We start from the raw sequence: 21,182 nt of genomic DNA, 5'->3' as shown, positions 1-21,182 counted from the left end.
CGCCACCGGCCTACTCGGCGTAGGGGTCGGCCGGGCCGGGAAACGCCCGACGCTGCTCCACGCGCCACACCCCGCTGGAGCGCACCCAGGCACGACGGATCGGCTGAGGAAAACCCTTTGCCCCCTCCCCACGGCATGCCGCAGAGTATGGGCAACAGCCCGGCACCACCGAGTGGAGAGGAACGCACCATGAGCAGCAGTCGGTCGTATCAGCGTTCCTCGAGTTCCCGGCAGAGCCAGGGGCACCCCTCCTCGCGGTAGACCGGCGCAGCAGCGCCCGGCCGCCCACGGGGGAGCCCCCGTCCGGGCGGCCTTCGTCGTGCCGCCCACCCCGCAGTGCCGGATGGTGCAACGGCAGCACACCTGACTCTGGATCAGGGAATCGGGGTTCGAATCCTCGTCCGGCAGCGCAGCTCTGGAGAGTTGGCCGAGTGGTAAGGCAGCGGCTTGCTAAGCCGTCGTCGGGTGGAAGCCCGCGCGCGTTCGATCCGCGCACTCTCCGCGCAACACCCGCAGTTCACTGGAGGAGCCAGCCGACAGGTGGCGCCGGCCTCGGTCTTGAAAACCGTTGGGGTGCGCAAGCACCCATGTGGGTTCGACCCCCACTTCCTCCGCCAAGGGCGAGCTGGGCAATGGAGAGCCCAAGGGCCTGTAAAGCCCCCGCTTCGCTGTGCCGGTTCGACTCCGGCCTCGCCCACCAATAATTGATCTTCCCGTCCCAGCGAATTCCTCATCGATACGGTGACGGCCATGACCGGCACCCGGCCGCGACCCCAGGCAGTGTGAACCGCACGCGCGGCGGGCGTGGTCGGCCCGGCTCGGCCTCGGCGTCGACCCCGCGCTGGCGGCCGGCGCGCTTGAGCGGGCAGCGGGCAGCGGGCAGCGGGCGGTGCATGGGCATGTCGGTACGCAGGACGTCTGCCAGGACCAGAGGCGTCGCCCGGGTCGGACTTCTTGTGTGGGACGCCGTGCCGGCGCCGGTAACGGGCGGCGGCGAGCGGGTTGATCGCTAACACCCGCCGATTTCCGGTGCGCAGGACGGCGACCCAGCAGACCGCGACTGGTCTCGATCGCCACCGGGGTATCGCCGTCGGGGTGGTGGAGGTCTTCGCCGTGGTGCGGATCCGCGACCACGTCGTGTCGCTGGGGGGGGAGGGTGAGTCAGTACCGGTAGGAGGCGGCTACCGCGAGGTGGTCGCTGCCGTCGGCGGGGAGGACCCAGGAGTCGGTGGGCGTCAGCCGGCCCTTGCTGAGGATGTGGTCGATCCGCACCGCCGGGAAGGCGCTCGGCCAGGTGAACCCGAAGCCCGCGCCGGCCACCTCCTGGGCGGCGGTCAGCTGGTCGGTCAGCGGGGCGAAGGCGCGGTCGGTCAGGCTGCCGTTCAGATCGCCCATCAGCAGGACCCGGTCGAGCGGCTCGGCCTTGAGCGCCGCGCCCAGGGTCTTGATGCTGCGGTCGCGGAACTGTGCGCCGAAGCCCTTGCCGAAGGTGACCCGGACGGAGTCCAGGTGGCCGACGTAGACCGCGACCTCGCCCTTCGGGGTGCTGGCGACCGAGCGGAAGACCGTGGTGGTGGTCTGGCCGTCCGGGCCGGTGGCGAGCGTGCCCTCGGTGAGCGGGTACTTCGACCAGAGCCCGTCGCTGCCGTGACCGGCCGCGTGGTACGGGTAGGCGGCGGCCAGGCCGTGCCGGTACTGGGGTTCCAGGGCCGAGCTCAGCTCCTCCAGCGCGATCAGGTCGGCGCCGGAGTCGAGCAGCATCCGTACCGTGCCCGCCACGTCGGTGTTGGCCGCCGCCACGTTGTGGGTGACCACGGTCAGCTCGCCCTTGCCGGTGCTGCCGTCCACCAGCGCGCCGCCGAAGCAGGCCAGCCAGACGGTGGTGGGCAGCAGCAGCGCGACCAGCGCGGTGGCCGAGCGCCGCAGCAGCGCGGGCACCAGCAGCAGCGGGACGGCCAGGCCGCACCAGGGCAGGAAGGTCTCCAGCAGCCCGGCCAGATTGCCGGGGTCGGGGAACAGCCCGTGCAGCGCCAACGGGACGGTGGCCAGTACCGCGAGCCCGGCGAGGATCCTGCCGCGCCGCCACTGGCCCTGCCGCCAGCCGGCCGGCCGGCGCGCAGGTATCGGAGCCTCGGTGGTCGCGGCCGGTGCCTGCTCGGTCTGCGTCATCAGTCCCCCTGTGTCGGTCCGTCCGGTTACGAAGCACGGACGTGACCTGGCCCGGAGCGGTTCCCGGGCGGGGGAGGAGGGGAGGGTCAGGCGCAGCCGCAGGAGCGGCGGACCACCAGTTCGGCGGGGAAGGTGACCACGGAGGCCGGTTCGGGCTCCAGGCCGAGGGCCAGGGCGACGGCCGCACGGGCCATCGCGTCGCGGTCGGCGGCGACGGTGGTGAGCGGCGGGTCGGCGAGGGCCGACTGCTTGATGTCGTCGAAGGCGGCCACCGCCAGGTCGCCCGGGACGGCGAGGCCGAGCTCGCGGGCGGCGCGGAGCACGCCGATGGCCTGGTCGTCGGTGGCGCAGAAGACCGCGGTGGGGCGGTCGGGGCGGCGCAGCAGTTCGAGGGCGACCCCGTACGAGCCGGAGCGGCCGTAGGGCGCGTCCACCAGCAGGCCCTCGGTGGGCAGGCCGGCGGCGGACATCGCCTGCTCCCAACCCGCGACGCGCTCGGCGACCGGGTCGAAGCTGCCGAGCGAGCCGGGGGAGCGGCCGAGGCAGGCGAGGGTGGTGTGGCCGTGGTCGAGCAGGTGGCGGACGGCCCGCTCGGCGCCGCCGGTGTCGTCGGTGACCACCGCGACGTTGTCCGGCGCCTCGGAGCGGTGGTGGAGCAGCACCACCCGGGTGGTGCCGTCGGTGGCGATCTCGGCGGCCACCCGGCTGGAGGGCACCTGGCTGATCAGGATCAGGCCGTCCACCCGCATGCCGAGGAACTCGCGCAGGTAGTGGTCCTCGCGGAAGTCCGAGTAGTCCGAGTTGCCGATCAGCACCAGCCGCCCGTGCTCGGTGGCGGCCTGCTCCACGGCGTGGGCCAGCTCGGCGAAGAAGGGCTGGCGGGCGTCGGGCAGCACCATGCCGATCAGGTTGGTGCGGCGGCGCGCCATCGCCTGGGCCATGCTGTCGGGGCGGTAGCCGAGCTCCTCGATCACCGCGAGCACCCGCTCCCGGGTGGCGGGGGCGACCGGCCGGGGCCCGTTGTTGATGACGTAGCTGACGACGGCCGTCGAGACGTTCGCTCGGCGGGCCACATCGTTTCTCGTCACCTTGGGCATCGGGGAAGCGTACACGGAACGGACACACGACAGGGCGGTCCGCCGGGGTGGGTAGGATGATCCCGCCCACAGCAGAAGAAAGCTGCCCCGTCGCGGCGCTCCTGCGGGGGCGCTGCCGGACACCGCATTGGAGCGTCCGAGCATGGCTCGACACCTGATCACCAGCGCCCTCCCCTACATCAACGGGATCAAGCACCTGGGGAACATGGTGGGCTCGATGCTCCCCGCCGACGTCTACTCCCGGTACCTGCGCCAGCGCGGCCACGACGTGCTCTACATCTGCGCGACCGACGAGCACGGCACCCCGGCCGAGCTGGCCGCCAAGGAGGCCGGGCTGCCGGTGGCCGACTTCTGCGCCGCCGCGCACGACCAGCAGAAGGCGATCTACGACGGCTTCGAGCTGTCCTTCGACCACTTCGGCCGCAGCTCCTCGCCGCAGAACCGCGAGATCACCCAGGAGATCGCCCGCGAGCTGCACGCCAACGGCTTCATCGAGGAGCGGTCCGTCCGCCAGGTGTACTCCAACGCGGACGAGCGCTTCCTGCCCGACCGCTACATCGTCGGCACCTGCCCGCACTGCGGCTACGACAAGGCCCGCGGCGACCAGTGCGAGAACTGCACCCGGGTGCTCGACCCCACCGACCTGATCGACGCCCGCTCGGCGATCAGCGGCAGCGCCGACCTCGAGGTCCGCGAGACCAAGCACCTCTTCCTGCTCCAGGCCAAGCTGACCGGCGAGGTCGAGGCCTGGATCGCCGCGCACGGCGACGAGTGGCCGGTGCTGGCCTCCTCGATCGCCCGCAAGTGGCTGACCGAGGGCCTGCAGGACCGGGCGATCACCCGCGACCTGGAGTGGGGCGTGCCGGTGCCCGCCGACGTGTGGCCCGAACTGGCCGCCGAGGGCAAGGTGTTCTACGTCTGGTTCGACGCCCCGATCGAGTACATCGGTGCCACCAAGGAGTGGTCGGACGCCGCCCAGCCGGGTGAGACCCGGGACTGGAAGTCCTGGTGGTACCAGGCCGACGGCGTCCGCTACACCGAGTTCATGGCCAAGGACAACGTCCCGTTCCACACGGTGATGTTCCCCGCCACCATCCTCGGCTCGCGCCAGCCCTGGAAGATGGTCGACTACGTCAAGGCCTTCAACTGGCTGACGTACTACGGCGGCAAGTTCTCCACCAGCCAGAAGCGCGGCATCTTCACCGACACCGCCCTGGAGCTGCTGCCCGCCGACTACTGGCGCTACTTCCTGATGGCCAACGCCCCCGAGTCGGACGACTCCAGCTTCAGCTGGGAGCTGTTCGCGGCCAACGTCAACAAGGACCTGGCCGGCGTGCTCGGCAACTTCGTCAACCGGGTGCTCACCTTCAGCCGCAAGCGGTTCGGCGACGAGGTGCCGGCCGGGGCCGAGGCGGGCGAGGCGGAGGCGCGGCTCGGCGCGCAGATCGCCGAGCTGCTCGCGGAGTACGAGGGCCAGCTGGACGCGCTCAACTTCCGCAAGGCGGTGCAGGCCCTGCGCGCGCTGTGGAGCGCGGGCAACGCCTACCTGGACGAGAAGGCCCCCTGGACGCAGGTCAAGACCGACCCGGAGGCGGCGGCGCTCACGCTGCGCACCGCGATGAACCTGATCCACCTCTACGCCGTGCTCTCCGAGCCCTTCATCCCGGCCGCCAGCCGGGCGATGCGCGGAGCCTTCGCGCTGCCGGCCGACGAGTCCACCTGGTACACCCCCGAGCAGGCCGCCTCGCTCTCCCTGGTGACGGCCGGCACCCCGTTCACCGTCCCGCCGGTGCTCTTCGCCAAGATCACCGACGAGGACCTGGAGGGCTACCGCACCCGCTTCGGCGGCGACCCGGACGCCGTCTGAGTATGTTCTGAGGAGTTGCTGCCCCCGCCGCGAGCTTGCGGCGGGGGCAGTAGCGTGTGAGGAATGGGGGATGACAACGGGATACCGGAGCCAGCTCAACAGCTCAGCCACGGAAGGAGGTTGGCTGCTGCTGGCTGGATGCTACGGGTGCTGAGCACGAGTACGGGTCTGGCCTCCTTCGTCCTGCTCCGGGGGGCGCTGCTGCGTGATGTTCAGCTGAGCGGCGGGCTCGCGCTCTGGCTCCAGGGAGCATGCGGGCTGGTCTTCGCCCTCACCCACGAGGAGTCGCTGGTCCGCCGGTTCCGGCGGTTCGGCCGGGTGATCGCGATCGGCCGTCCGGGCGAGCCGCTGCCGCTGCCGGGCGCCTCCCGGGCCTACCTGCCGCTGGACGACTGGCAGGACACGGTGAGCGAACTCATCGGCCACGCCCACCTGGTGCTGCTCTCGGTCGGCCCCGGCCCGGGCACCGTCTGGGAGTACACCGAGACCCTGCGGCGGCTGCCGCCGACCCGGCTGGTGCTGCTGGTCTACTGCGCCCCCGAGGTCTACGACGCCTTCCGCACCGCCGTCACCGAGGAGTACGCCCGCCGTTCGGCGACCGAGCCCGGCCCCTGGCCGCCGCTGCCGGAGCTGCCGCCCTTCCCCGCCCCGGCGTGGCCGGTCCGCCCGCGGTGGAACGTCTGGCTGAACGGCGGCCGGAGCCGGCTGCGGTGGGATTTCGTGCTTAGACCGACCGGCAATTGGGGGGCGGCGTCGCAACGCCCGGGCTGTCGCCTGGACGGCTTCTCCTCAGTCGCCAATGCTCCGCAGTGGCTCCTTCGTCGGCACCGCCCAGACTCGGCCCGGACGCCGCTCCTTCTCCCACCCCCAATTGCCGGTCGGTCTTAAGGGGCTGGTGGTCTTCGGGGTGCACTGGCGGCCCCGGTTCGTCCGGTTCGACCCGACCTCGCTGCGGCTGGTCAGCCGGTGGACGCTGCGGCGGCTGGTGGAACGGGAACTGCGGCCGGTGCTGGCGCCGTTGGCCGCGCTGCCGCGGCGGCGGCCGAGCAGAATCCCTGTCGTGCAGGATGATGATCCGTCAGAATGACCGCCATGACCGGTATGGACGATGCCCTCTGGAACGAGGCCGTGACGGCCGCCGACTACGCCCGCAACCAGGACAAGTACCAGGGCGCGGTCCTCGAGCAGTACAAGCTCTGCGTGGAGATGGCCGACCGGGTCAGCTCCCGCCGCAACCTCACCAACACCTTCTTCCTCACCCTCAACACCGCCGTGGTCGCGGCCCTGGCCGCCGTCTCGGCCGACAGCTGGGCCGGCACCCCGGTCTGGTCCCTGGTCGCCGGCCTGCTGATCCTGCTGGCGCAGTGCCTGGTCTGGTACGTGATGATGCGCTCCTACCGCCAACTCAGCGCCGCCAAGTGGGCCGTGATCGGCGCCATGGAACGCCGTCTGCCGGCCTTCGCCTACTCCGAAGCCGAGTGGACCCACCTCGGCGAGGGCAAGGACTGGCGCAAGTACATCCGCCTCACCTACGCCGAGCAGGCCGTCCCGGTCATCGCGGCGGTGGCCTACCTGGTGGGGTTCCTGGCGGCCGTGCTCTGAGCCGGCCGATCCGGCCCCGTCAGCCGCACCTGGCGCGAGTACACCGGTGGGGTGCCTGCTGCCGGGGCGGGCTCGGTGTGGCACTCGAGGAGCAGATCACCGCGCAGGTCCTCGAGTTCGGTGGGCGCATCCGCCAGCAGGGCGTCGGCCCAGGCTTCGAGGGGCGTGTTCTTCAGGGCCTCGTTCGGGACGCGGCTGAGCGGGTCGGGGCCCAGGGCCGTGAAGTCGGGCTCGCCGTCGGCGCGGTAGAGCAGGCGCCACCAGTACGGCTGCCAGTGGGGCTTCTTCACCGTGGACCAGCTCCCGATGCGTGGCGGAGAGATTTCAGTCAGGCCACAGTAGTTCCCGTCCCCGGCTTCAGGCGGGTGGGGCAGGGTCGGCCGTCGGGTGGCCGGGAGTGGGAGAAGTCCCGGGCGCCAGGGGGCCGGAGCTGCGCCGCGGGGGCTCCGGCTGGGAGACTGGCGGCCGGTGACGGACGGCAGACGGGCGAGTTTTGATGCGGACGATCGCGGTGACCGGGCACATGGAACTCACGCCGGTCACCGAGACGCTGGTGGCGGAGGCGCTGCGTGAGGTGCTCGGGGAGCTGGGCGGGGGCGGGCTGCTCGGCGTGTCCTGCCTGGCGCCGGGGGCGGACACGCTGTTCGCCGAGGCCGTCCTCGCGCTCGGCGGACGGCTCGCGGTGGTGCTGCCCAGCGCGGCCTACCGGGAGGTGCTGGCCCCGGGGGAGCCCCGGGCCCGGTACGACCGGCTGCTGGCCGCCGCCGAAGAGGTGACGGTGCTGCCGTACGCCGAGCCGGACGTGGCGGCCTACGAGGCGGCGAACGCGGTGCTGGTGGACCTGGCGGAGGTGCTGGTGGCCGTCTGGGACGGCGAGCCCTCGGCGCTGGGCGGCGGCACGGCCGCCGCCGTCGCGGAGGCCAGACGTGCGGGCATCCCCGTCCGGGTGGTCTGGCCGGCCGGCGCCAGGAGGGCGGGCCGCCCCCCGCAGGCGTGAGAGCGGCCCGGCTCGCGGTGGGTCAGGCGGCGCCGCCGTCCGGGGCGCCCAGCTGCCAGAGTTCGGTCTTGGCCCAGGCGCCGATGATGGCCACGTCCGGGTTCTGGTGGCGCAGCGCCGCCCAGTGGTTCGCCAGCAGCTGGAGGCGGACGGTGAGGGGGAGTTGGGCGAGGACCGGCGGCAGCTCGGCGGCCGGGCCGGTGGCGGTGAGGGTGGAGACGGTGATGCCCTCGGCTGCGGCGGCCTCCCCGAGGGCGGCGGTCAGGCCGTCCTGGTCGGCGTCGGGCTGGAGCAGCAGCAGGCCGTCGGCGGCGCCGAACGGGACGGCCGAGCCGTGCAGGTAGAGCTCGGACTCGTAGCCCTCGGCCAGGATGCGGGCGGCCTCGCGGATCTTCAGGGCGCCTTCGCGGGCGGTGACGCCCCAGGGGCCGGCGCCGATCACGGCGAGGGCGCGGGCGGGCAGGGCGATCTCGTCCAGGCCGGGGTCCTGGCAGACCGTGCGGATCGCCTCGGCGGCCCGGTGCAGCTGCTCGGGGCCGTACTGGGCGGCGCCGAGCCGGTGTGCGAGGTTGGCGAGCACGGTGAGGGCGGCGGTGTAGCTGACCGTGTAGGTCTCGGACTGCTCCTTGGCCACCGTCTCGACGGCCTCCGGCCAGTCGGCGGTGCCGATGCCGGTGATCGAGACGGTCCGCACGCCCGCCGCGAGCGCCTGCTCGCGGCAGCGCAGCGCGTAGGCGGTCTCGGCGGTGTGGGTGAGCACCACCACGGCGTCGTCCGGGCGCAGCGCCGCGCCCCAGCGGGCGAACTGCCCGGCGGTGGACCAGCGGGCGTCCACCCCGGCCTGGTTGAGCATCATCGCGCCGAGCTCGGCGGCGTGCTGGCTGGTGCCGGTGCCGAGCAGCAGCACCCGGCCGGCGCCGGACAGCCGCTCGGCGGCGGCCGTCAGGTCGGCGTCGGCCAGGCGGTCGACGGCCTCGGCCTGGGCGTGGATCATGCGGTGGAGGGCGGTCTCCTGGGCGGTGCGGGGCATCGGGGTCACTTCTTTCGGACGGAGTCTCAGACGGTGCGGGTGGCCGTGCAGATCAGGTGCGGCGAGTGGACGTGGAACGGGGCGAGGTCGTAGTCGCCGCGCAGCCCGTCCACGATGAAGCCGGCGCGGGCGAGCAGGCCGGTGAGCTCGTGGGCGCTGTAGACGCGGTAGTCGGCGGTGACACTGCGGCCGACCGTACCCGAACTCGGGTCGAAAGCCTGGATGTTCCAGGTGATCCGGCTGGTCAGCGGGTCGAACCGCTCCTCGGGGAACGAGCGGGGCGTCCGGGCTGGTGTTGACCAGCCGGTGCGGGGTGCCGGCGGGGATGAAGACGGAGAGCTCGGGCCCGACGGCCGCGGCCTTTGCGCCGATGGTGATCTCGCCGGTGCCCGACAGGAAGACGAAGGCCTCGTTCTCCTCGTGCCGGTGCGCCTCGGTGGCCCCGCCGGGCTCGACCACGGCCCGCCCGAAACCCCAGGGCGCCAGGTGCTCCCCGCCGTGCGGGTAGAGCTGCTGGTAGCGGATGCCGTACGCGTCGACCAGATCGTGCTCGGTCATCGGGCGGATCAGCATGGACTCACACCTTCCCCCGGCGAATTCGGGGAAATTCGGCGGATCCGGTCCGCTGGTACGAGAAAGCGCCGGATTGTCCGATTCCCCCGTCAATCCCGTTCGTCGTCGATGGTTGGCGACGGAGATCCTCGTCGGGGCCGTGGCGCACTGTCAAGGCCACTCCGGAGTAAGGAATTCCGGCTCGTCGGGGCCATTTTGGCAAGGTGTCAACCTGTCAGTGAAGCCACCGGAAAAGCGCCACCCTGACCGGCATGGATTCTTTTCGGTACGGCCACGAATTCCGCCCGAGGTGGTGGGGCGGTCGGGGGCGGGAGGGGCTCCCAGCTGCGGCACTGCACGGCGCGTGGAGTGCAGCGAGGGCAAGGTCACACCGGTTCGATCTGCAACCGGAGGGTTAACAGGCTCTAACCTTTCCCCATGACGGTCCCGCCCGAAGGGCTCTCCCTGGCCGCCGAGTTCCCGGATGCAACCCGAGAGCAGTGGCAGCGTCTTGTCGAAGGCGTTCTGCGCAAGTCTGGTGCGCAGGACGTCAGTGGTGTCGACGCCGAGGACGCGCTCGCCACCGATCTCCAGGACGGCCTGAGGGTCCGTCCGCTGTACACCGCGACGGACACGGCCGCCGAGCCCGGCTACCCCGGTTTCCCCCCGTTCGTCCGAGGCGGCCGCCCGCAGGGCTCCGCGCTCTCCGGCTGGGACGTGCGCCAGCAGCACGCCGACCCGGACCCGCGCCGCGCCAACGAGGCCGTGCTCGCCGACCTGGAGAACGGGGTGACCAGCCTCTGGCTGACCCTCGGCGGCGAGGGTGGCCTGCCGGTCGCCGAGCTGCCCCGGGTGCTGACGGGGGTCTACCTGGACCTGGCCGCCGTCGCGCTGGACGCGGGCGCCGAGTTCCCGGCCGCCGCCGAGCAGCTGCTCGCGCTGTACGACAAGCCCACCGGTACCCTGGGCGCCGACCCGCTCTGCCTGCTGGCCCGCACCGGGGACGACTCCCGGACGGACGGCCTGCTGGCCGCCGCCACCGAGCTGGCCCGCCGCACCGCCGCCGACCACCCCGGCCTGCGCGCGCTCACCGTGGACGCCCTGCCGTACCACGAGGCCGGTGCCTCCGCCGCCCAGGAGCTGGGCTGCGCGCTGGCCACCGGCGTCGCCTACCTGCGCGCGCTCACCGCCGCCGGGCTGAGCGCCGACCAGGCCGCCGGGCAGCTGGAGTTCCGGCTGGCCGCCACCGAGGACCAGTTCCTCACCATCGCCAAGCTGCGCGCCGCCCGCCGGGTCTGGGCCCGGGTGGCCGAGGTCTCCGGGGTCGCCCCCGCGCAGGCCGCCCAGCACCAGCACGCCGTCACCTCGCGGGTGATGATGACCGAGCGCGACCCGTGGGTGAACATGCTGCGCACCACGGTCGCCTGCCTGGCCGCCGGCCTCGGCGGCGCCGACGCCGTCACCGTGCTGCCCTTCGACGAGGCCGTCGGCCTGCCCGACGCCTTCGCCCGCCGGGTGGCACGCAACACCCAGTCGATCCTGCTCGAGGAGAGCCACCTGGCCCGGGTGATCGACCCGGCCGGCGGCTCCTGGTACGTGGAGCAGCTCACCGAGGAGCTGGCCCAGGCCGCCTGGACCTTCTTCCAGGAGATCGAGCGGGCCGGCGGCCAGCGGGCTGCCCTTCAAGAGGGCCTGGTGGCCGAGCGGATCGAGCGCACCTGGGCCGAGCGGACGGCCGAGCTGGCCCACCGCCGCGAGCCCGTCACCGGCGTCAGCGAGTTCCCCAACCTCGGTGAGCAGCCGCTGGTCCGCGAGCCCGCCCCGGCCCGGCCGAGCGGCGGCCTGCCCACGGTGCGCCGCGCCGAGCAGTTCGAGGCGCTGCGCCGCCGGTCCGACGCGTACCTGGCCGCGCACGGCGCCCGCCCGAAGGCCTTCCTCGCCCAGCTGGGCCCGGCGGCCGTGCACACCGGTCGCTCCACCTTCGCCGCCAACCTGCTGCAGGCCGGCGGCATCGAGACCACCGGCGCCGAGGGCACCGAGGCCGTTGTGCTGGCCGAGGCGTTCGCCGCCTCCGGTGCGACCGTGGCCTGCCTCTGCTCCGGCGACAAGCTGTACGCCGAGCACGCCGAGGCCGTGGCCGCCGCGCTCAAGGCGGCCGGCGCCCGGCTCGTCCTGCTGGCCGGTCAGCCCGGCGAGCGGCGTGAGGCGTACCAGCGGGCGGGGGTGGACGCGTTCGTCCACGTGGGCAGCGACGCCGTCGCCGTCCTGACCGCCGCCCTCGACCAGATCGGAGCGGTGTGATGATTCCCGACTTCACCGAGGTCGAGCTCGGCAGCGCCACGGACGCGGGGGCCACCGAGGAGCAGTGGCAGGCCGGCTGGCAGCAGGCCACCGGCAAGGAGGTCGCCGAGCAGGTCTGGGAGACCCCCGAGGGGATCGCCGTCAAGCCGCTCTACACCGGCGCCGACCTGGCCGACGTGGACTTCCTGGGCACCTACCCGGGCATCGCCCCGTACCTGCGCGGGCCGTACCCGACCATGTACGTGAACCAGCCGTGGACGGTCCGCCAGTACGCGGGCTTCTCCACCGCCGAGGAGTCCAACGCCTTCTACCGCCGCAACCTCGCGGCCGGCCAGAAGGGCCTCTCGGTCGCCTTCGACCTGCCGACCCACCGGGGCTACGACAGCGACCACCCGCGCGTGACCGGCGACGTCGGCATGGCCGGTGTGGCGATCGACTCGATCTACGACATGCGCCAGCTCTTCGACGGCATCCCGCTGGACAAGATGTCGGTGTCGATGACCATGAACGGCGCCGTGCTGCCGGTGCTCGCCCTCTACATCGTGGCTGCCGAGGAGCAGGGGGTGGCGCCGGAGCAGCTGGCGGGGACCATCCAGAACGACATCCTCAAGGAGTTCATGGTCCGCAACACCTACATCTACCCACCGCAGCCCTCGATGCGGATCATCTCCGACATCTTCGCGTACACCTCGCAGAAGATGCCGCGCTACAACTCGATCTCCATCTCCGGCTACCACATCCAGGAGGCCGGAGCCACGGCCGACCTGGAGCTCGCGTACACCCTCGCCGACGGCGTGGAGTACCTGCGGGCCGGCATCGCGGCCGGGATGGACGTGGACGCCTTCGCGCCGCGGCTCTCCTTCTTCTGGGCCATCGGCATGAACTACTTCATGGAGATCGCCAAGCTGCGCGCGGCCCGGCTGCTCTGGGCCAAGCTGGTCAAGCAGTTCGACCCGAAGAGCCCCAAGTCCCTCAGCCTGCGCACCCATTCGCAGACCTCGGGCTGGTCGCTTACCGCGCAGGACGTGTTCAACAACGTGACCCGCACCTGCGTGGAGGCGATGGCCGCGACCCAGGGCCACACCCAGTCGCTGCACACCAACGCCCTCGACGAGGCGCTCGCGCTGCCGACCGACTTCTCGGCCCGGATCGCCCGCAACACCCAGCTGCTGCTGCAGCAGGAGTCCGGCACCTGCCGGGTCATCGACCCGTGGGGCGGCTCCGCCTACGTGGAGAAGCTGACCCAGGACCTGGCCACCCGCGCCTGGGCGCACATCCAGGAGGTGGAGGCGGCCGGCGGCATGGCCAAGGCCATCGACGCGGGCATCCCCAAGCTGCGCGTGGAGGAGGCCGCCGCCCGCACCCAGGCGCGGATCGACTCCGGCCGCCAGCCGGTGATCGGGGTCAACAAGTACCGGGTCGCCAGTGACGAGCAGATCGAGGTGCTCAAGGTCGACAACTCCTCGGTCCGCGCCCAGCAGGTCGAGAAGCTGGCCCGGCTGCGGGCCGAGCGCGACGAGACCGCCTGCCAGGCCGCGCTGGCCGCGCTCACGGCTGCAGCTTCGGAGGGTGCTTCCACCGGTCTGGAGAACAACCTGCTGGCGCTGGCCATCGTGGCCGCCCGGGCCAAGGCCACCGTCGGCGAGATCTCGGACGCCCTGGAGGCCGTCTACGGCCGCCACTCCGGCCAGATCCGTACCATCTCGGGTGTGTACCGAGACGAAGCCGGCCCCTCCGAGGGGCTCACCCGCACCCGCGAACTGGTCGAGCGCTTCGAGGAGGCGGAGGGCCGCCGCCCGCGCATCCTGGTCGCCAAGATGGGCCAGGACGGCCACGACCGGGGCCAGAAGGTGATCGCCACCGCCTTCGCCGACCTCGGCTTCACCGTGGACGTGGGCCCGCTCTTCCAGACCCCCGCCGAGGTGGCCCGCCAGGCCGTGGAGGCCGACGTGCACATCGTCGGCGTCTCCTCGCTGGCGGCCGGTCACCTGACGCTGGTGCCGGCGCTGCGCGAGGAGCTCGCGGCGGCCGGTCGTCCGGACATCACCATCGTGGTCGGCGGGGTCATCCCCCCGCAGGACTTCGACGCGCTGTACGAGGCCGGCGCCGCCGCGGTCTTCCCGCCCGGCACGGTCATCCCGGACGCGGCGTACGACCTGCTGGTCAAGCTGGCCGCCGAGCTCGGCCACGAGCTGTAGCCGATGGCTCGTCCTGTTGACCTGGACGCCTACGTCCAGGGGGTGTTGGCGGGCTCGCGCGCGTACATCGCGCGGGCCGTCACCCTGGTCGAATCCACCCGGCCCGACCACCGGGCGCAGGCCCAGCAGCTCCTGGTGGCCCTGCTGCCCCATGCGGGTCGCGCGGTCAGGATCGGCATCACCGGCGTGCCCGGGGTCGGCAAGTCCACCTTCATCGACTCCTTCGGCACCCTGCTCACCGGCCTCGGCCACAAGGTCGCGGTGCTCGCCGTCGACCCGACCTCCACCCGCACCGGCGGCTCCATCCTGGGCGACAAGACCCGGATGGAGCGGCTCGCCGTGGACGAGAACGCCTTCGTGCGGCCCTCGCCCACCTCCGGCACGCTCGGCGGGGTCGCCAAGGCGACCCGGGAGAGCATGGTGGTGATGGAGGCGGCCGGCTACGACGTGGTGCTGATCGAGACGGTGGGCGTCGGCCAGTCCGAGACCACCGTGGCCCAGATGGTCGACACCTTCCTGCTGCTCTCGCTGGCCCGCACCGGCGACCAGCTCCAGGGCATCAAGAAGGGCGTGCTCGAACTCGCCGACCTGGTCGCGATCAACAAGGCCGACGGCCCGCACGAGCTCGACGCCCAGAAGGCCGCGCGGGAGCTGGCCGGCGCCCTGCGCCTGCTCCAACCCCCGGACGCCGCCTGGACCCCGCCCGTCCTCACCTGCTCCGGCCTCTCCGGCACCGGCCTGGACGCCCTCTGGGAACGCCTCCAGGCCCACCGCCAACTCCTGGACGCCACCGGCGCCCTGGCCGAGAAGCGGCGCAACCAGCAGGTGGACTGGCTCTGGTCGATGGTCCACGACCAGCTCCTGGCCCGCCTGCACGCCGATCCGCTGGTCCGCGAGCTGGCTCCGGGCCTGGAGCGCGAGGTCCGCGAGGGCACGCTCACCGCCACCCTGGCGGCCGAGCGGATCCTCGGGGCCTTCCGCCACGATGCGTAAAGCCCGGGCAAAGTAACGGTCTCATCAAAGCCAAGGCGCCGTGCCCCACCTGGTGGTCATATGACCGTTTCCTCCGGGTGGGGCCCGGCCCTCGGCCGGTCTACTCTCTCCGAGGACCGCCGCCGCCCGGCGCCGGCCCGGACCACCGAGAGCTGCCATGTCCGACTTCCCCGCCGGCCTCCCTCCGCTGGCCGCCACCCTGATCGAAGCCACCGGCGTGCTGGCGATCGCCGCCGCCCTGCTCCGCTCCCTCCTGGCCGCCCTCGGCCGCCGCCCCGGCCCCGGCTGGGCCGGCTGGTCCGGCCCGCCCTGGTCCGCCATCGCCTTCACCTGCGCCGCCGCCCTCGGCCTGTTCGCCCCGTCCCTCCTCGCCGACGCCCCCCTGCGCCCCCGCCTGCTCTGGGCCGGCCTCGCCGTCTTCGCGGGCTCCGCCCTCACCTACCTCACCCGCCTACGCCGCCCCCTCCCGGCGGTCGGCGTCACGCTCTACGTCTTCCTCCTGTCCCTCGCCGGGAGCTGACGCCGGATGGAGGGTGAGGCCGTGGTGGCCGAGGAGGGCGAGCGCTCGCTGCTCCGTGAGGTGGTGACCCCGGACCAGCGCGATGCCCATGTCGTTGCGGCGGCCACCGTGCTGCTCTCGGCTCTCGTCACCTGGTGGGCCGGCCTCCGCCCGGGGCTGATCGTCCTCGGCCTGTTCGGCCTGGTGTACCTGGCCGTCCTGCTCAGGCAGCTCGCCGCGAAGCGGCCCGCCCGAAGGGCGGCCTGGCGGGCGTACGTGCACACCTTCGGGGTGTGGCAGTGGTTCTAGGGTCGGCGTGCTGGGCTCAGGGCTTCGACGCGCGGCCGTCCTTCGGGGCGAAGATCCGGTAGGCGTCCTGCTCGGTGGTGCGGGCGTTGAGGCAGTAGTCAGCCCACTCGGCGGCCTGCGGGAAGGTGGAGTCTGCCGCGATCCGGGCCGTGGCGGCGGCCACGTCGAATCGGGTGGACCGGAGTTGGACACCGGGGCCGAGCAGGGCCCAGTGCGCGCCGGGCCGACCGTACGGCATGCCGACGCTCCCCGGGTTGACCACCAGCCGGCCGGCGGCCAGCCGGGTGTACGGCATGTGGGTGTGCCCGCAGACCACGGTGGTGACGGCCCGGTCCACCCCGGCCAGCACCTCGTCCCACCGCTCCGCACTGGAGTCGACCAGGACCACCTCCTCGTCGTCCCGAGGCGTCGCGTGGCAGAACAGCACCGCGCCCAGCCCCCGCACCTCGAAGGTCAGCGAGGTGGGCAGCCCCGCCAGGAAGTCGACCTGCTCCTCCCGCAGCTGCTCCGCCGCCGAGGGTGCGATCGGATCCGGAATGGCATCCCGCAACCCTCGCCGGTACTCCACCAACTCCCGATCGGCATTCCCCCGCACCCAGGCCACTCGCCCCCCGAGACCGCCCAACAGATCGAGCACCTGCACCGGCTGCGGCCCACAGGCGACGTCCCCCGTCACCACGATCAGCTCGGCACCCCGCACGTCCGGTTCGGCCAGCACGGCCTCCAACGCCGGCAGCACACCATGGATGTCGGAGAGCACGGCCACCTGATTCATCATGACGATCAGTATGGTGACCCGATGAGCCACCACCTACACCTACGGGCCGTCCCGCCGACCGACCTCCACCCGGATGCGGCCCGGCTCGAAGCCGTCATGTCGCCCGCCTGGGGCGACCTCGCTGCGGAACACGCCGCCGGGATCGCCACGGCGATCGAGAAGGACTTCGCGGGTGTCCACCAGGAGTGGTCGGGACAGCGGCGGCGGCGGAGGGCCGTCCTTGGGGGCGGAGGACGCGCCGAGGGGACCCGGAGGGCAGTGCCGGGTCCCCTCGGTGGTGTGGGGGGCTGTTACTCGCGCAGGTAGGTGTCGCTGAAGGAGGTGCCGCCGGAGAGGGCGCTGGTGCGGGCCTCGTAGGCGCCGTTGGAGGGGTCGAGGGCGGTGGGGCCGAAGTTGCCGAGGGCCTGGCCGTTGACCAGGGCGGAGGTGAAGTTGAGGGTGCCGAAGTTGGGGTAGGCGCCGGTGGGCGACTCGATGATCACCTCGGCGCTGGTGCGGGCGGCGGAGAGGGTCTTGGTGGTGCTGTAGGTCCAGCCGCGCGAGGAGTTGACGAGCTTGAGGGCGTAGTGGTTGCTGCCGGTGTAGTTGACCGAGGCGCTGATCCTGTCGCCGGCCGCGACCGGGTAGGAGCTGGTGCTCAGGTAGACCGGGGCGGCGGGGTACATCTCGTACCAGGCCTGGTGCACCGCGTGCCCGCTGGAGCAGTCGGTGGCCACGCCGGTCTGCTCGACGGAGGAGGAGCCGTAGCCGTCGATGCCGACCCAGGGGGCGTAGAGGTCGTTGGTGGAGTTGCAGGTGGCGTTGGCCTCGGTCCAACTGGCCGAGACCGAGGTGAACCCGCTGCCGGTGGCCGCGTAACCACCCCAGTTGTAGCCGTTGGTGTTGTACGAGAGCGGGCGGAACGACAGGTGTTGGGCGGCCGAGGCCGCGCTCGGCGCGGAGGGGGCGACGAGGGCGGCGGCCGCGGTCGCGAGGGTGGCGACACGGATCAGCACGTTGCGCATGGATGCTCCTAAGTGGGGGAGGAACAGAATGCTCATGCGCCAACCACGGCCGTGTGGGCGACCGTTGAGGTGGCAGTACAGCGTGAACTGACTGTCATGTGCAGGGCAATATCCGGGGCCAGATTTGGTGAAAAGTTGAACTTCACTGTCGGTGACCGTGGTTGAGGTTCGTGACTTGGCTCAATCAAGTCTTGAGGTGATCCAAAACTGACGCAGTCGTGGGCGAAGGCTCGGCCGGAGGGGGATCCGGCGCCTAGGTTCGATGCATGGTGATCCAGGAACGTGTCCCCACAGCCACCAACCGGGTCGCAGAGTTGGAGCACCTGCTCGGCGACCGCCTCGGCCCGTCCGATGTCCTCCAGGCCGACGAGCGCTACGAACTCCCCTGCGGTGGAGAGGACTTGCTCGCCGAGTTCGGCCTCGCCGCCGAGTTCGTGCCGGTCGCCGAGGGTGGCCGGTACGCGAACACCGAGGAGCTCGTCCAGCTGCTGCGCCCGGTCTTCCGACGGGACTTCGCGCTCGGCTTCGGCCCGGCGGCCACCGCCTTCGCCGCCGCGCTGCCGGTCTGGGCGCACGGCACCCCCGCTCAGCGCGCCGAGATCGCCGGCCTGCTGCTCACCGGCGGCCGGATCGGCCAGGTCGAGCCGGATTTCGCGCCCGAGGACGAGCAGCACGACGAACTCGCCATCCTCAAGGGCGAGTCGGGCGAGCCCGTGCTGAGCGGCAAGAAGCGCACCGTGCACGGGCTCTCCCGCGCCGACGCGCTGCTGGTCTACGCCCGCACCGACTCCGGCGCCCTGCGCGCCCTGCTGCTCGGCCCGCGCGAGCTGAGCGGCCCGGGCGTGCGCAAGCTGCCCCGGACGCTCACCGAGGGCAACCGGGGCGGTGACCAAGGCGGGTTGTACGTCGAGGAGACGGACGTCGAGGGCGCCGATCTCGGCCCGGCCGGGCAGGGCATGACGCTGCTGCTGGAGAGCCTGCAGATCACCCGGGCCGCGCTGCCCGCGATGGCGCTGGGCTCCGCCGAGACGGCGCTGCGCACCGCGCTCGGCTTCACCGTGGACAGCCCCGCCCGGAACGGTCAGCCGCTCGGCGAGGTGCGCCGACGGGACGCCGTGGCCTGGGCGTTCGCCGATCTGCTGGCCGCCGACTGCCTGTCGAGCACCGCGACCCGGGCGCTGCACCTGCTGCCCGGCCGCACCAGCCTGCTCTCGGCCGCCGCCAAGTACCTCGCCCCGCAGCTGATGGTGGACGCGCTCCAGGACCTCTCGGCCGTGCTCGGCGCCGAGAGCTTCTGCACCTGGGGCCCGTACGGGATGTTCGGCAAGGCCCAGCGCGACCTGCGCCTGGTGCACTCGACCTACCCCGGCACCCCCTGCTGCCTGGCCACCATCCTGCCGCAGCTGGCCCCGGTCGCGCAGGCCCCGGCCCCCGAGGTGCCCGCCGAGCTCTTCCGGCTCGGCGCCGCGCTGGAGCCGCTCGTCTACGAGCGGCTCGCGCTGGCCGCCGACGGCGACCCGATCGGCGGCGAACTCCTGTCCGCCGCCGAGGAGTTCGGTGCGGAGGAGGAGACGGCCGCCGGCCCGCTCGGGCAGGTGACGGCCGCGCTGGCCGAGGAGTACCAGGACTTCCGGCGGGAGTGCCGGGAGACGGCGGAGGGCGAGCAGGCCGCGTTCGCGCTGGGCGAGCGGTTCGCGCTGCTGCAGGCCGCCGCGGCCTGTCTCGGGGTCTGGCGGCACCGGGCGCGCGGGGGCGAGGACACCTTCCTGGCCGAACCCGCCTGGCTGCTGCTCGCGTTGACCCGGCTGCTCGCCCGGCTGGAGCGGCCGCTGCGGCTGCCGCTCACCGAGGCCGCCGAGCTGGTCGCGGCCGAGGCCATGGACCGATTCCACCAGCCGCGCAGCTTCGACCTGCACGGCACTCCGTTGGGCGGGTGAGCCGGTGCTGGGGGGCACGAGGACACTACCGGTGGCGCAGCTGCGCCCGATCCGGCTGGCGGGGCCGGCCGGGCCCTGGGCGGCGGTGCACCGGGCGATGAGCGAGGTCGGCACCGCCGTGGTCTACGGCACGGTGGCCGACTGGGCAGCGCCGGCGCCGGCCGAGCGGAGCCTGGCGTTGCTGCTCGGGCGCGAGTGGGCCAGGCACGGGGCCTTCGACAGCCCCGCCGAGAGGGAGCGGTTCGCCGCCTCCCGACGCTTCCTCAAGCACGCCGCCGCCGCGGTCGTCGGCGGGGTGCCCGAGCAGTTGGAGCTCGCGCACCGGCCGAGCGGCGGCCTGCACGTGCGCGGGGTCGGCCGGCTCGCGGTCAGCCTGAGCCACACCGAGGAGCTGCTGGTGGTCGCCGTCTCCCGGCGCGGCCAGCTCGGCACCGACGTGGAGCGGGGCGACCGGGAGGTGCACGAGGCCACCGCCGCGATCACCTGCAGCCCGTACGAGCGTTCCGCCGTAAGGGAGTTGGCGCCGGATGAGCGGGGGCCGGCGCTGCTGCGCCTGTGGACCCTCAAGGAGGCGTACACCAAGGCCATCGGCCAGGGCATGCGCTTCCCCTTCACCCAGTTCGGCTTCGACCTGGACGGCGAACGCCCCCGGCTCTGCTGGCCCGACGGCCGCCCCCGCCAAGGCGGCTCCTGGCACGTCGAGACCCACGAGGTCCCCGAGGGCTACCGGATCAGCGTGGCCGTCGCCGAGACCACCGACGGCCACCCCGCCGCCACCGTCCTCGACCCGGCCATCCTGCACGCCGTCCGGCACGCCCGCCTCAGCGTCAACCGGGCGGCCTGAGGCGAGTTGCTCCGTTGTGCCGAGGTCAGCCCACCGCTGGGGCGGCCGGGCGCGGCGTGCGGCGCCGGGGCAGGGCGCGCCACAGGCGGCCGCAGGCGATGGCCCCGGCGAGCAGCAGGACGTAGGTCAGCGGCGTGTACGCCCCGCCGACGTGGGTGGCCTGGCCCTGGTGCAGCACGAAGGTCAGCGGGCTCTGGAGCCAGGTGACGCCGCCCCAGGTGTAGCTGCCGTCGGCGTGCGTGCCCGGGGTGGTGATCGCCTGCTGGTAGGCGTTGGCCGCCTCGCTCAGGAAGAAGTTGAGGACCAGCGGGGTGGTGAGCGCGAACATCGCGGCGGCGAGCCAGGAGTGCCGCGGGCCCTCGCCGAACTCGGCGTCCCGGTACTGCGCGGCCAGCTCCCGGGGGCTGCCCAGCCGGCGCAGCGCCTCGCCGGCGCCGACCCCGGCGGCGGCCGTCAGCAGGTTGGCGCGGACCTCGCGCCGGTGGGCGATCCGGGTGCGGCTCGGCAGGTCGTAGAGGCGCTGGTCGAGCGACCAGACGACCCGCTCGATGCGCAGCCGGTCGTACCAGGACACGGTCTTCGGCATGTCAGGAGCCCTTCTGCGGTGCGGCGTACAGGGGACGGGACAGAACGGCCTCGACACCGGCCACGTGCCGGGCCCAGCCGGCGGCACCGGCTGCCAGCGCCTCGTACCCGGCGTCGGTCAACCGGTAGTACTTGCGCGCCGGCCCACTGGAGGAGGCCACCAACCGGGAGGCCAGCCGCCCTTCCCGTTCGAGCCGGGCCAGGGCGGGATACACCGTGCCCTCCAGGACATCGGCGAATCCGGCCCCTTGCAGGCGCTGGACCACCTCGTACCCGTACGACTCCTGCTCCGCCAGGAGGTGGAGCAGCAGCAGTGACAGGACGCCTTTGAGCAGTTGCGGGTCATGGCTGGAGGTCACAGCTATCAGACTGTCCCTGGTACTAGGCGATGTCAAGTACCTTCGTCGACTTCGCCCCGGG

The 21,182-nt window shown here is 72.7% G+C and carries 20 protein-coding genes, 4 tRNA genes and 2 pseudogenes; 16 read left to right on the top strand and 10 right to left on the bottom strand.

Annotated elements, in window-relative coordinates; translation table 11 throughout:
• Positions 1 to 337: 337 nt before the first annotated feature.
• The 4 genes from CFP65_RS03665 to CFP65_RS03655 all read left to right on the top strand — a co-directional run bounded on the left by CFP65_RS03665 (position 338) and on the right by CFP65_RS03655 (position 700).
• Positions 338 to 408: transfer RNA gene (locus CFP65_RS03665), tRNA-Gln, on the top strand.
• A gap of 9 nt (positions 409 to 417) precedes the next feature.
• Positions 418 to 502: transfer RNA gene (locus CFP65_RS03660), tRNA-Ser, on the top strand.
• A gap of 20 nt (positions 503 to 522) precedes the next feature.
• Positions 523 to 617: transfer RNA gene (locus tag CFP65_RS38665), tRNA-Ser, on the top strand.
• Between the two features lies 1 nt (position 618).
• Positions 619 to 700, top strand: a tRNA-Tyr gene (locus CFP65_RS03655).
• 174 nt (positions 701 to 874) lie between these two features.
• On the opposite strand, the pseudogene CFP65_RS03650 reads toward CFP65_RS03655, so the two are convergent.
• The 3 genes and pseudogenes from CFP65_RS03650 to CFP65_RS03640 all read right to left on the bottom strand — a co-directional run.
• Positions 875 to 1,083: pseudogene (locus tag CFP65_RS03650) on the bottom strand (transposase); the annotation flags it as partial.
• Between the two features lie 78 nt (positions 1,084 to 1,161).
• Complete coding sequence (locus CFP65_RS03645; RefSeq protein ID WP_158702003.1) at positions 1,162 to 2,169, bottom strand: endonuclease/exonuclease/phosphatase family protein; 1,008 nt, start codon at positions 2,167 to 2,169, stop codon at positions 1,162 to 1,164.
• An 86-nt stretch (positions 2,170 to 2,255) separates the two neighbouring features.
• Entirely contained in the window at positions 2,256 to 3,266 is a 1,011-nt protein-coding gene (locus CFP65_RS03640) for a LacI family DNA-binding transcriptional regulator (RefSeq protein WP_104814723.1), read from the bottom strand.
• A gap of 142 nt (positions 3,267 to 3,408) precedes the next feature.
• Between CFP65_RS03640 and metG the strand changes: the two genes are divergently transcribed.
• From metG to CFP65_RS03625, 4 genes are all read left to right on the top strand, one after another.
• Positions 3,409 to 5,133: a methionine--tRNA ligase gene (metG, locus tag CFP65_RS03635; protein WP_104814722.1), complete on the top strand. Its 1,725-nt coding sequence runs from the start codon at positions 3,409 to 3,411 to the stop codon at positions 5,131 to 5,133.
• A 147-nt stretch (positions 5,134 to 5,280) separates the two neighbouring features.
• Entirely contained in the window at positions 5,281 to 6,021 is a 741-nt protein-coding gene (locus CFP65_RS03630; protein WP_158702002.1) for a hypothetical protein, read from the top strand.
• A complete protein-coding gene (locus CFP65_RS38660) occupies positions 6,005 to 6,220 on the top strand; it encodes a hypothetical protein (protein WP_158702001.1) in 216 nt (71 codons plus the stop codon). Before CFP65_RS03630 ends, CFP65_RS38660 begins: the two co-directional genes overlap by 17 nt.
• 5 nt (positions 6,221 to 6,225) lie before the next feature.
• Entirely contained in the window at positions 6,226 to 6,735 is a 510-nt protein-coding gene (locus CFP65_RS03625) for a hypothetical protein (protein WP_104820631.1), read from the top strand.
• Here the strand turns inward: CFP65_RS03625 and CFP65_RS03620 are convergent.
• Positions 6,702 to 7,025: a hypothetical protein gene (locus CFP65_RS03620; protein WP_104814720.1), complete on the bottom strand. Its 324-nt coding sequence runs from the start codon at positions 7,023 to 7,025 to the stop codon at positions 6,702 to 6,704. The genes CFP65_RS03625 and CFP65_RS03620 overlap by 34 nt on opposite strands.
• Positions 7,026 to 7,231: 206 nt before the next feature.
• Here CFP65_RS03620 and CFP65_RS03615 point away from each other — a divergent pair, with 206 nt between their 5' ends.
• Positions 7,232 to 7,732, top strand: coding sequence for a hypothetical protein (locus CFP65_RS03615; protein WP_104814719.1), 501 nt, complete (start codon positions 7,232 to 7,234; stop codon positions 7,730 to 7,732).
• A 22-nt stretch (positions 7,733 to 7,754) separates the two neighbouring features.
• Here the strand turns inward: CFP65_RS03615 and CFP65_RS40475 are convergent, their stop codons facing one another.
• Together CFP65_RS40475 and CFP65_RS42375 are read right to left on the bottom strand one after the other, a co-directional pair.
• A complete protein-coding gene (locus CFP65_RS40475; RefSeq protein ID WP_254552202.1) occupies positions 7,755 to 8,762 on the bottom strand; it encodes an SIS domain-containing protein in 1,008 nt (335 codons plus the stop codon).
• Positions 8,763 to 9,050: 288 nt separating this feature from the next.
• Positions 9,051 to 9,320, bottom strand: a pseudogene (locus CFP65_RS42375) (cupin domain-containing protein); the annotation flags it as partial.
• Between the two features lie 432 nt (positions 9,321 to 9,752).
• Between CFP65_RS42375 and mutA the strand changes: the two are divergent.
• From mutA to CFP65_RS03585, 5 genes are all read left to right on the top strand, one after another.
• Positions 9,753 to 11,615 carry a methylmalonyl-CoA mutase small subunit gene (gene mutA / locus CFP65_RS03605; RefSeq protein ID WP_104814717.1) on the top strand — a complete coding sequence of 621 codons (1,863 nt, stop codon included), beginning with the start codon at positions 9,753 to 9,755 and terminating at the stop codon, positions 11,613 to 11,615.
• Positions 11,615 to 13,813, top strand: a complete 2,199-nt coding sequence (scpA, locus tag CFP65_RS03600; protein WP_104814716.1) for a methylmalonyl-CoA mutase — start codon at positions 11,615 to 11,617, stop codon at positions 13,811 to 13,813. Before mutA ends, scpA begins: the two co-directional genes overlap by 1 nt.
• 3 nt (positions 13,814 to 13,816) lie before the next feature.
• Positions 13,817 to 14,806, top strand: a complete 990-nt coding sequence (meaB, locus tag CFP65_RS03595) for a methylmalonyl Co-A mutase-associated GTPase MeaB (protein WP_104814715.1) — start codon at positions 13,817 to 13,819, stop codon at positions 14,804 to 14,806.
• Positions 14,807 to 14,963: 157 nt separating this feature from the next.
• Positions 14,964 to 15,326: a hypothetical protein gene (locus CFP65_RS03590; protein WP_104814714.1), complete on the top strand. Its 363-nt coding sequence runs from the start codon at positions 14,964 to 14,966 to the stop codon at positions 15,324 to 15,326.
• Between the two features lie 6 nt (positions 15,327 to 15,332).
• On the top strand, positions 15,333 to 15,614 hold the full coding sequence (locus CFP65_RS03585; RefSeq protein WP_104814713.1) for a hypothetical protein: 282 nt from the start codon (positions 15,333 to 15,335) through the stop codon (positions 15,612 to 15,614).
• A gap of 16 nt (positions 15,615 to 15,630) precedes the next feature.
• Here the strand turns inward: CFP65_RS03585 and CFP65_RS03580 are convergent, their stop codons facing one another.
• Positions 15,631 to 16,392, bottom strand: coding sequence for a metallophosphoesterase (locus tag CFP65_RS03580; RefSeq protein WP_104814712.1), 762 nt, complete (start codon positions 16,390 to 16,392; stop codon positions 15,631 to 15,633).
• 290 nt (positions 16,393 to 16,682) lie between these two features.
• On the bottom strand, positions 16,683 to 17,396 hold the full coding sequence (locus tag CFP65_RS03570) for a G1 family glutamic endopeptidase (RefSeq protein ID WP_104814710.1): 714 nt from the start codon (positions 17,394 to 17,396) through the stop codon (positions 16,683 to 16,685).
• 266 nt (positions 17,397 to 17,662) lie between these two features.
• Here CFP65_RS03570 and CFP65_RS03565 point away from each other — a divergent pair, with 266 nt between their 5' ends.
• Positions 17,663 to 19,333, top strand: coding sequence for an acyl-CoA dehydrogenase family protein (locus tag CFP65_RS03565; RefSeq protein WP_104814709.1), 1,671 nt, complete (start codon positions 17,663 to 17,665; stop codon positions 19,331 to 19,333).
• Positions 19,334 to 19,364: 31 nt separating this feature from the next.
• Positions 19,365 to 20,177: a 4'-phosphopantetheinyl transferase superfamily protein gene (locus CFP65_RS03560; protein WP_104814708.1), complete on the top strand. Its 813-nt coding sequence runs from the start codon at positions 19,365 to 19,367 to the stop codon at positions 20,175 to 20,177.
• A 25-nt stretch (positions 20,178 to 20,202) separates the two neighbouring features.
• Here the strand turns inward: CFP65_RS03560 and CFP65_RS03555 are convergent, their stop codons facing one another.
• Together CFP65_RS03555 and CFP65_RS03550 are read right to left on the bottom strand one after the other, a co-directional pair.
• Positions 20,203 to 20,763 carry a hypothetical protein gene (locus CFP65_RS03555; protein ID WP_104814707.1) on the bottom strand — a complete coding sequence of 187 codons (561 nt, stop codon included), beginning with the start codon at positions 20,761 to 20,763 and terminating at the stop codon, positions 20,203 to 20,205.
• Between the two features lies 1 nt (position 20,764).
• Positions 20,765 to 21,121 (bottom strand): PadR family transcriptional regulator, encoded by a 357-nt coding sequence (locus CFP65_RS03550; RefSeq protein WP_104814706.1) that lies wholly within the window; start codon positions 21,119 to 21,121, stop codon positions 20,765 to 20,767.
• Between the last annotated feature and the right edge of the window lie 61 nt (positions 21,122 to 21,182).

Origin of the sequence: Kitasatospora sp. MMS16-BH015, assembly GCF_002943525.1 — a bacterium.
Lineage (GTDB): Bacteria > Actinomycetota > Actinomycetes > Streptomycetales > Streptomycetaceae > Kitasatospora.
Note: the sequence above shows the minus strand (reverse complement) of the source record. Positions and strands in the feature narration are given on the sequence as shown.

What these genes read in the sequence shown, in the direction of transcription:
- CFP65_RS03645 (WP_158702003.1), bottom strand. Translation starts at nt 2,169, where the DNA reads ATGACGCAGACCGAGCAGGCACCGGCCGCGACCACCGAGGCTCCGATA.
- CFP65_RS03640 (WP_104814723.1), bottom strand. Translation starts at nt 3,266, where the DNA reads ATGCCCAAGGTGACGAGAAACGATGTGGCCCGCCGAGCGAACGTCTCG.
- metG (WP_104814722.1), top strand. Translation starts at nt 3,409, where the DNA reads ATGGCTCGACACCTGATCACCAGCGCCCTCCCCTACATCAACGGGATC.
- CFP65_RS03625 (WP_104820631.1), top strand. Translation starts at nt 6,226, where the DNA reads ATGACCGGTATGGACGATGCCCTCTGGAACGAGGCCGTGACGGCCGCC.
- CFP65_RS03615 (WP_104814719.1), top strand. Translation starts at nt 7,232, where the DNA reads ATGCGGACGATCGCGGTGACCGGGCACATGGAACTCACGCCGGTCACC.
- CFP65_RS40475 (WP_254552202.1), bottom strand. Translation starts at nt 8,762, where the DNA reads ATGCCCCGCACCGCCCAGGAGACCGCCCTCCACCGCATGATCCACGCC.
- mutA (WP_104814717.1), top strand. Translation starts at nt 9,753, where the DNA reads ATGACGGTCCCGCCCGAAGGGCTCTCCCTGGCCGCCGAGTTCCCGGAT.
- scpA (WP_104814716.1), top strand. Translation starts at nt 11,615, where the DNA reads ATGATTCCCGACTTCACCGAGGTCGAGCTCGGCAGCGCCACGGACGCG.
- meaB (WP_104814715.1), top strand. Translation starts at nt 13,817, where the DNA reads ATGGCTCGTCCTGTTGACCTGGACGCCTACGTCCAGGGGGTGTTGGCG.
- CFP65_RS03590 (WP_104814714.1), top strand. Translation starts at nt 14,964, where the DNA reads ATGTCCGACTTCCCCGCCGGCCTCCCTCCGCTGGCCGCCACCCTGATC.
- CFP65_RS03585 (WP_104814713.1), top strand. Translation starts at nt 15,333, where the DNA reads ATGGAGGGTGAGGCCGTGGTGGCCGAGGAGGGCGAGCGCTCGCTGCTC.
- CFP65_RS03580 (WP_104814712.1), bottom strand. Translation starts at nt 16,392, where the DNA reads ATGATGAATCAGGTGGCCGTGCTCTCCGACATCCATGGTGTGCTGCCG.
- CFP65_RS03570 (WP_104814710.1), bottom strand. Translation starts at nt 17,396, where the DNA reads ATGCGCAACGTGCTGATCCGTGTCGCCACCCTCGCGACCGCGGCCGCC.
- CFP65_RS03565 (WP_104814709.1), top strand. Translation starts at nt 17,663, where the DNA reads ATGGTGATCCAGGAACGTGTCCCCACAGCCACCAACCGGGTCGCAGAG.
- CFP65_RS03555 (WP_104814707.1), bottom strand. Translation starts at nt 20,763, where the DNA reads ATGCCGAAGACCGTGTCCTGGTACGACCGGCTGCGCATCGAGCGGGTC.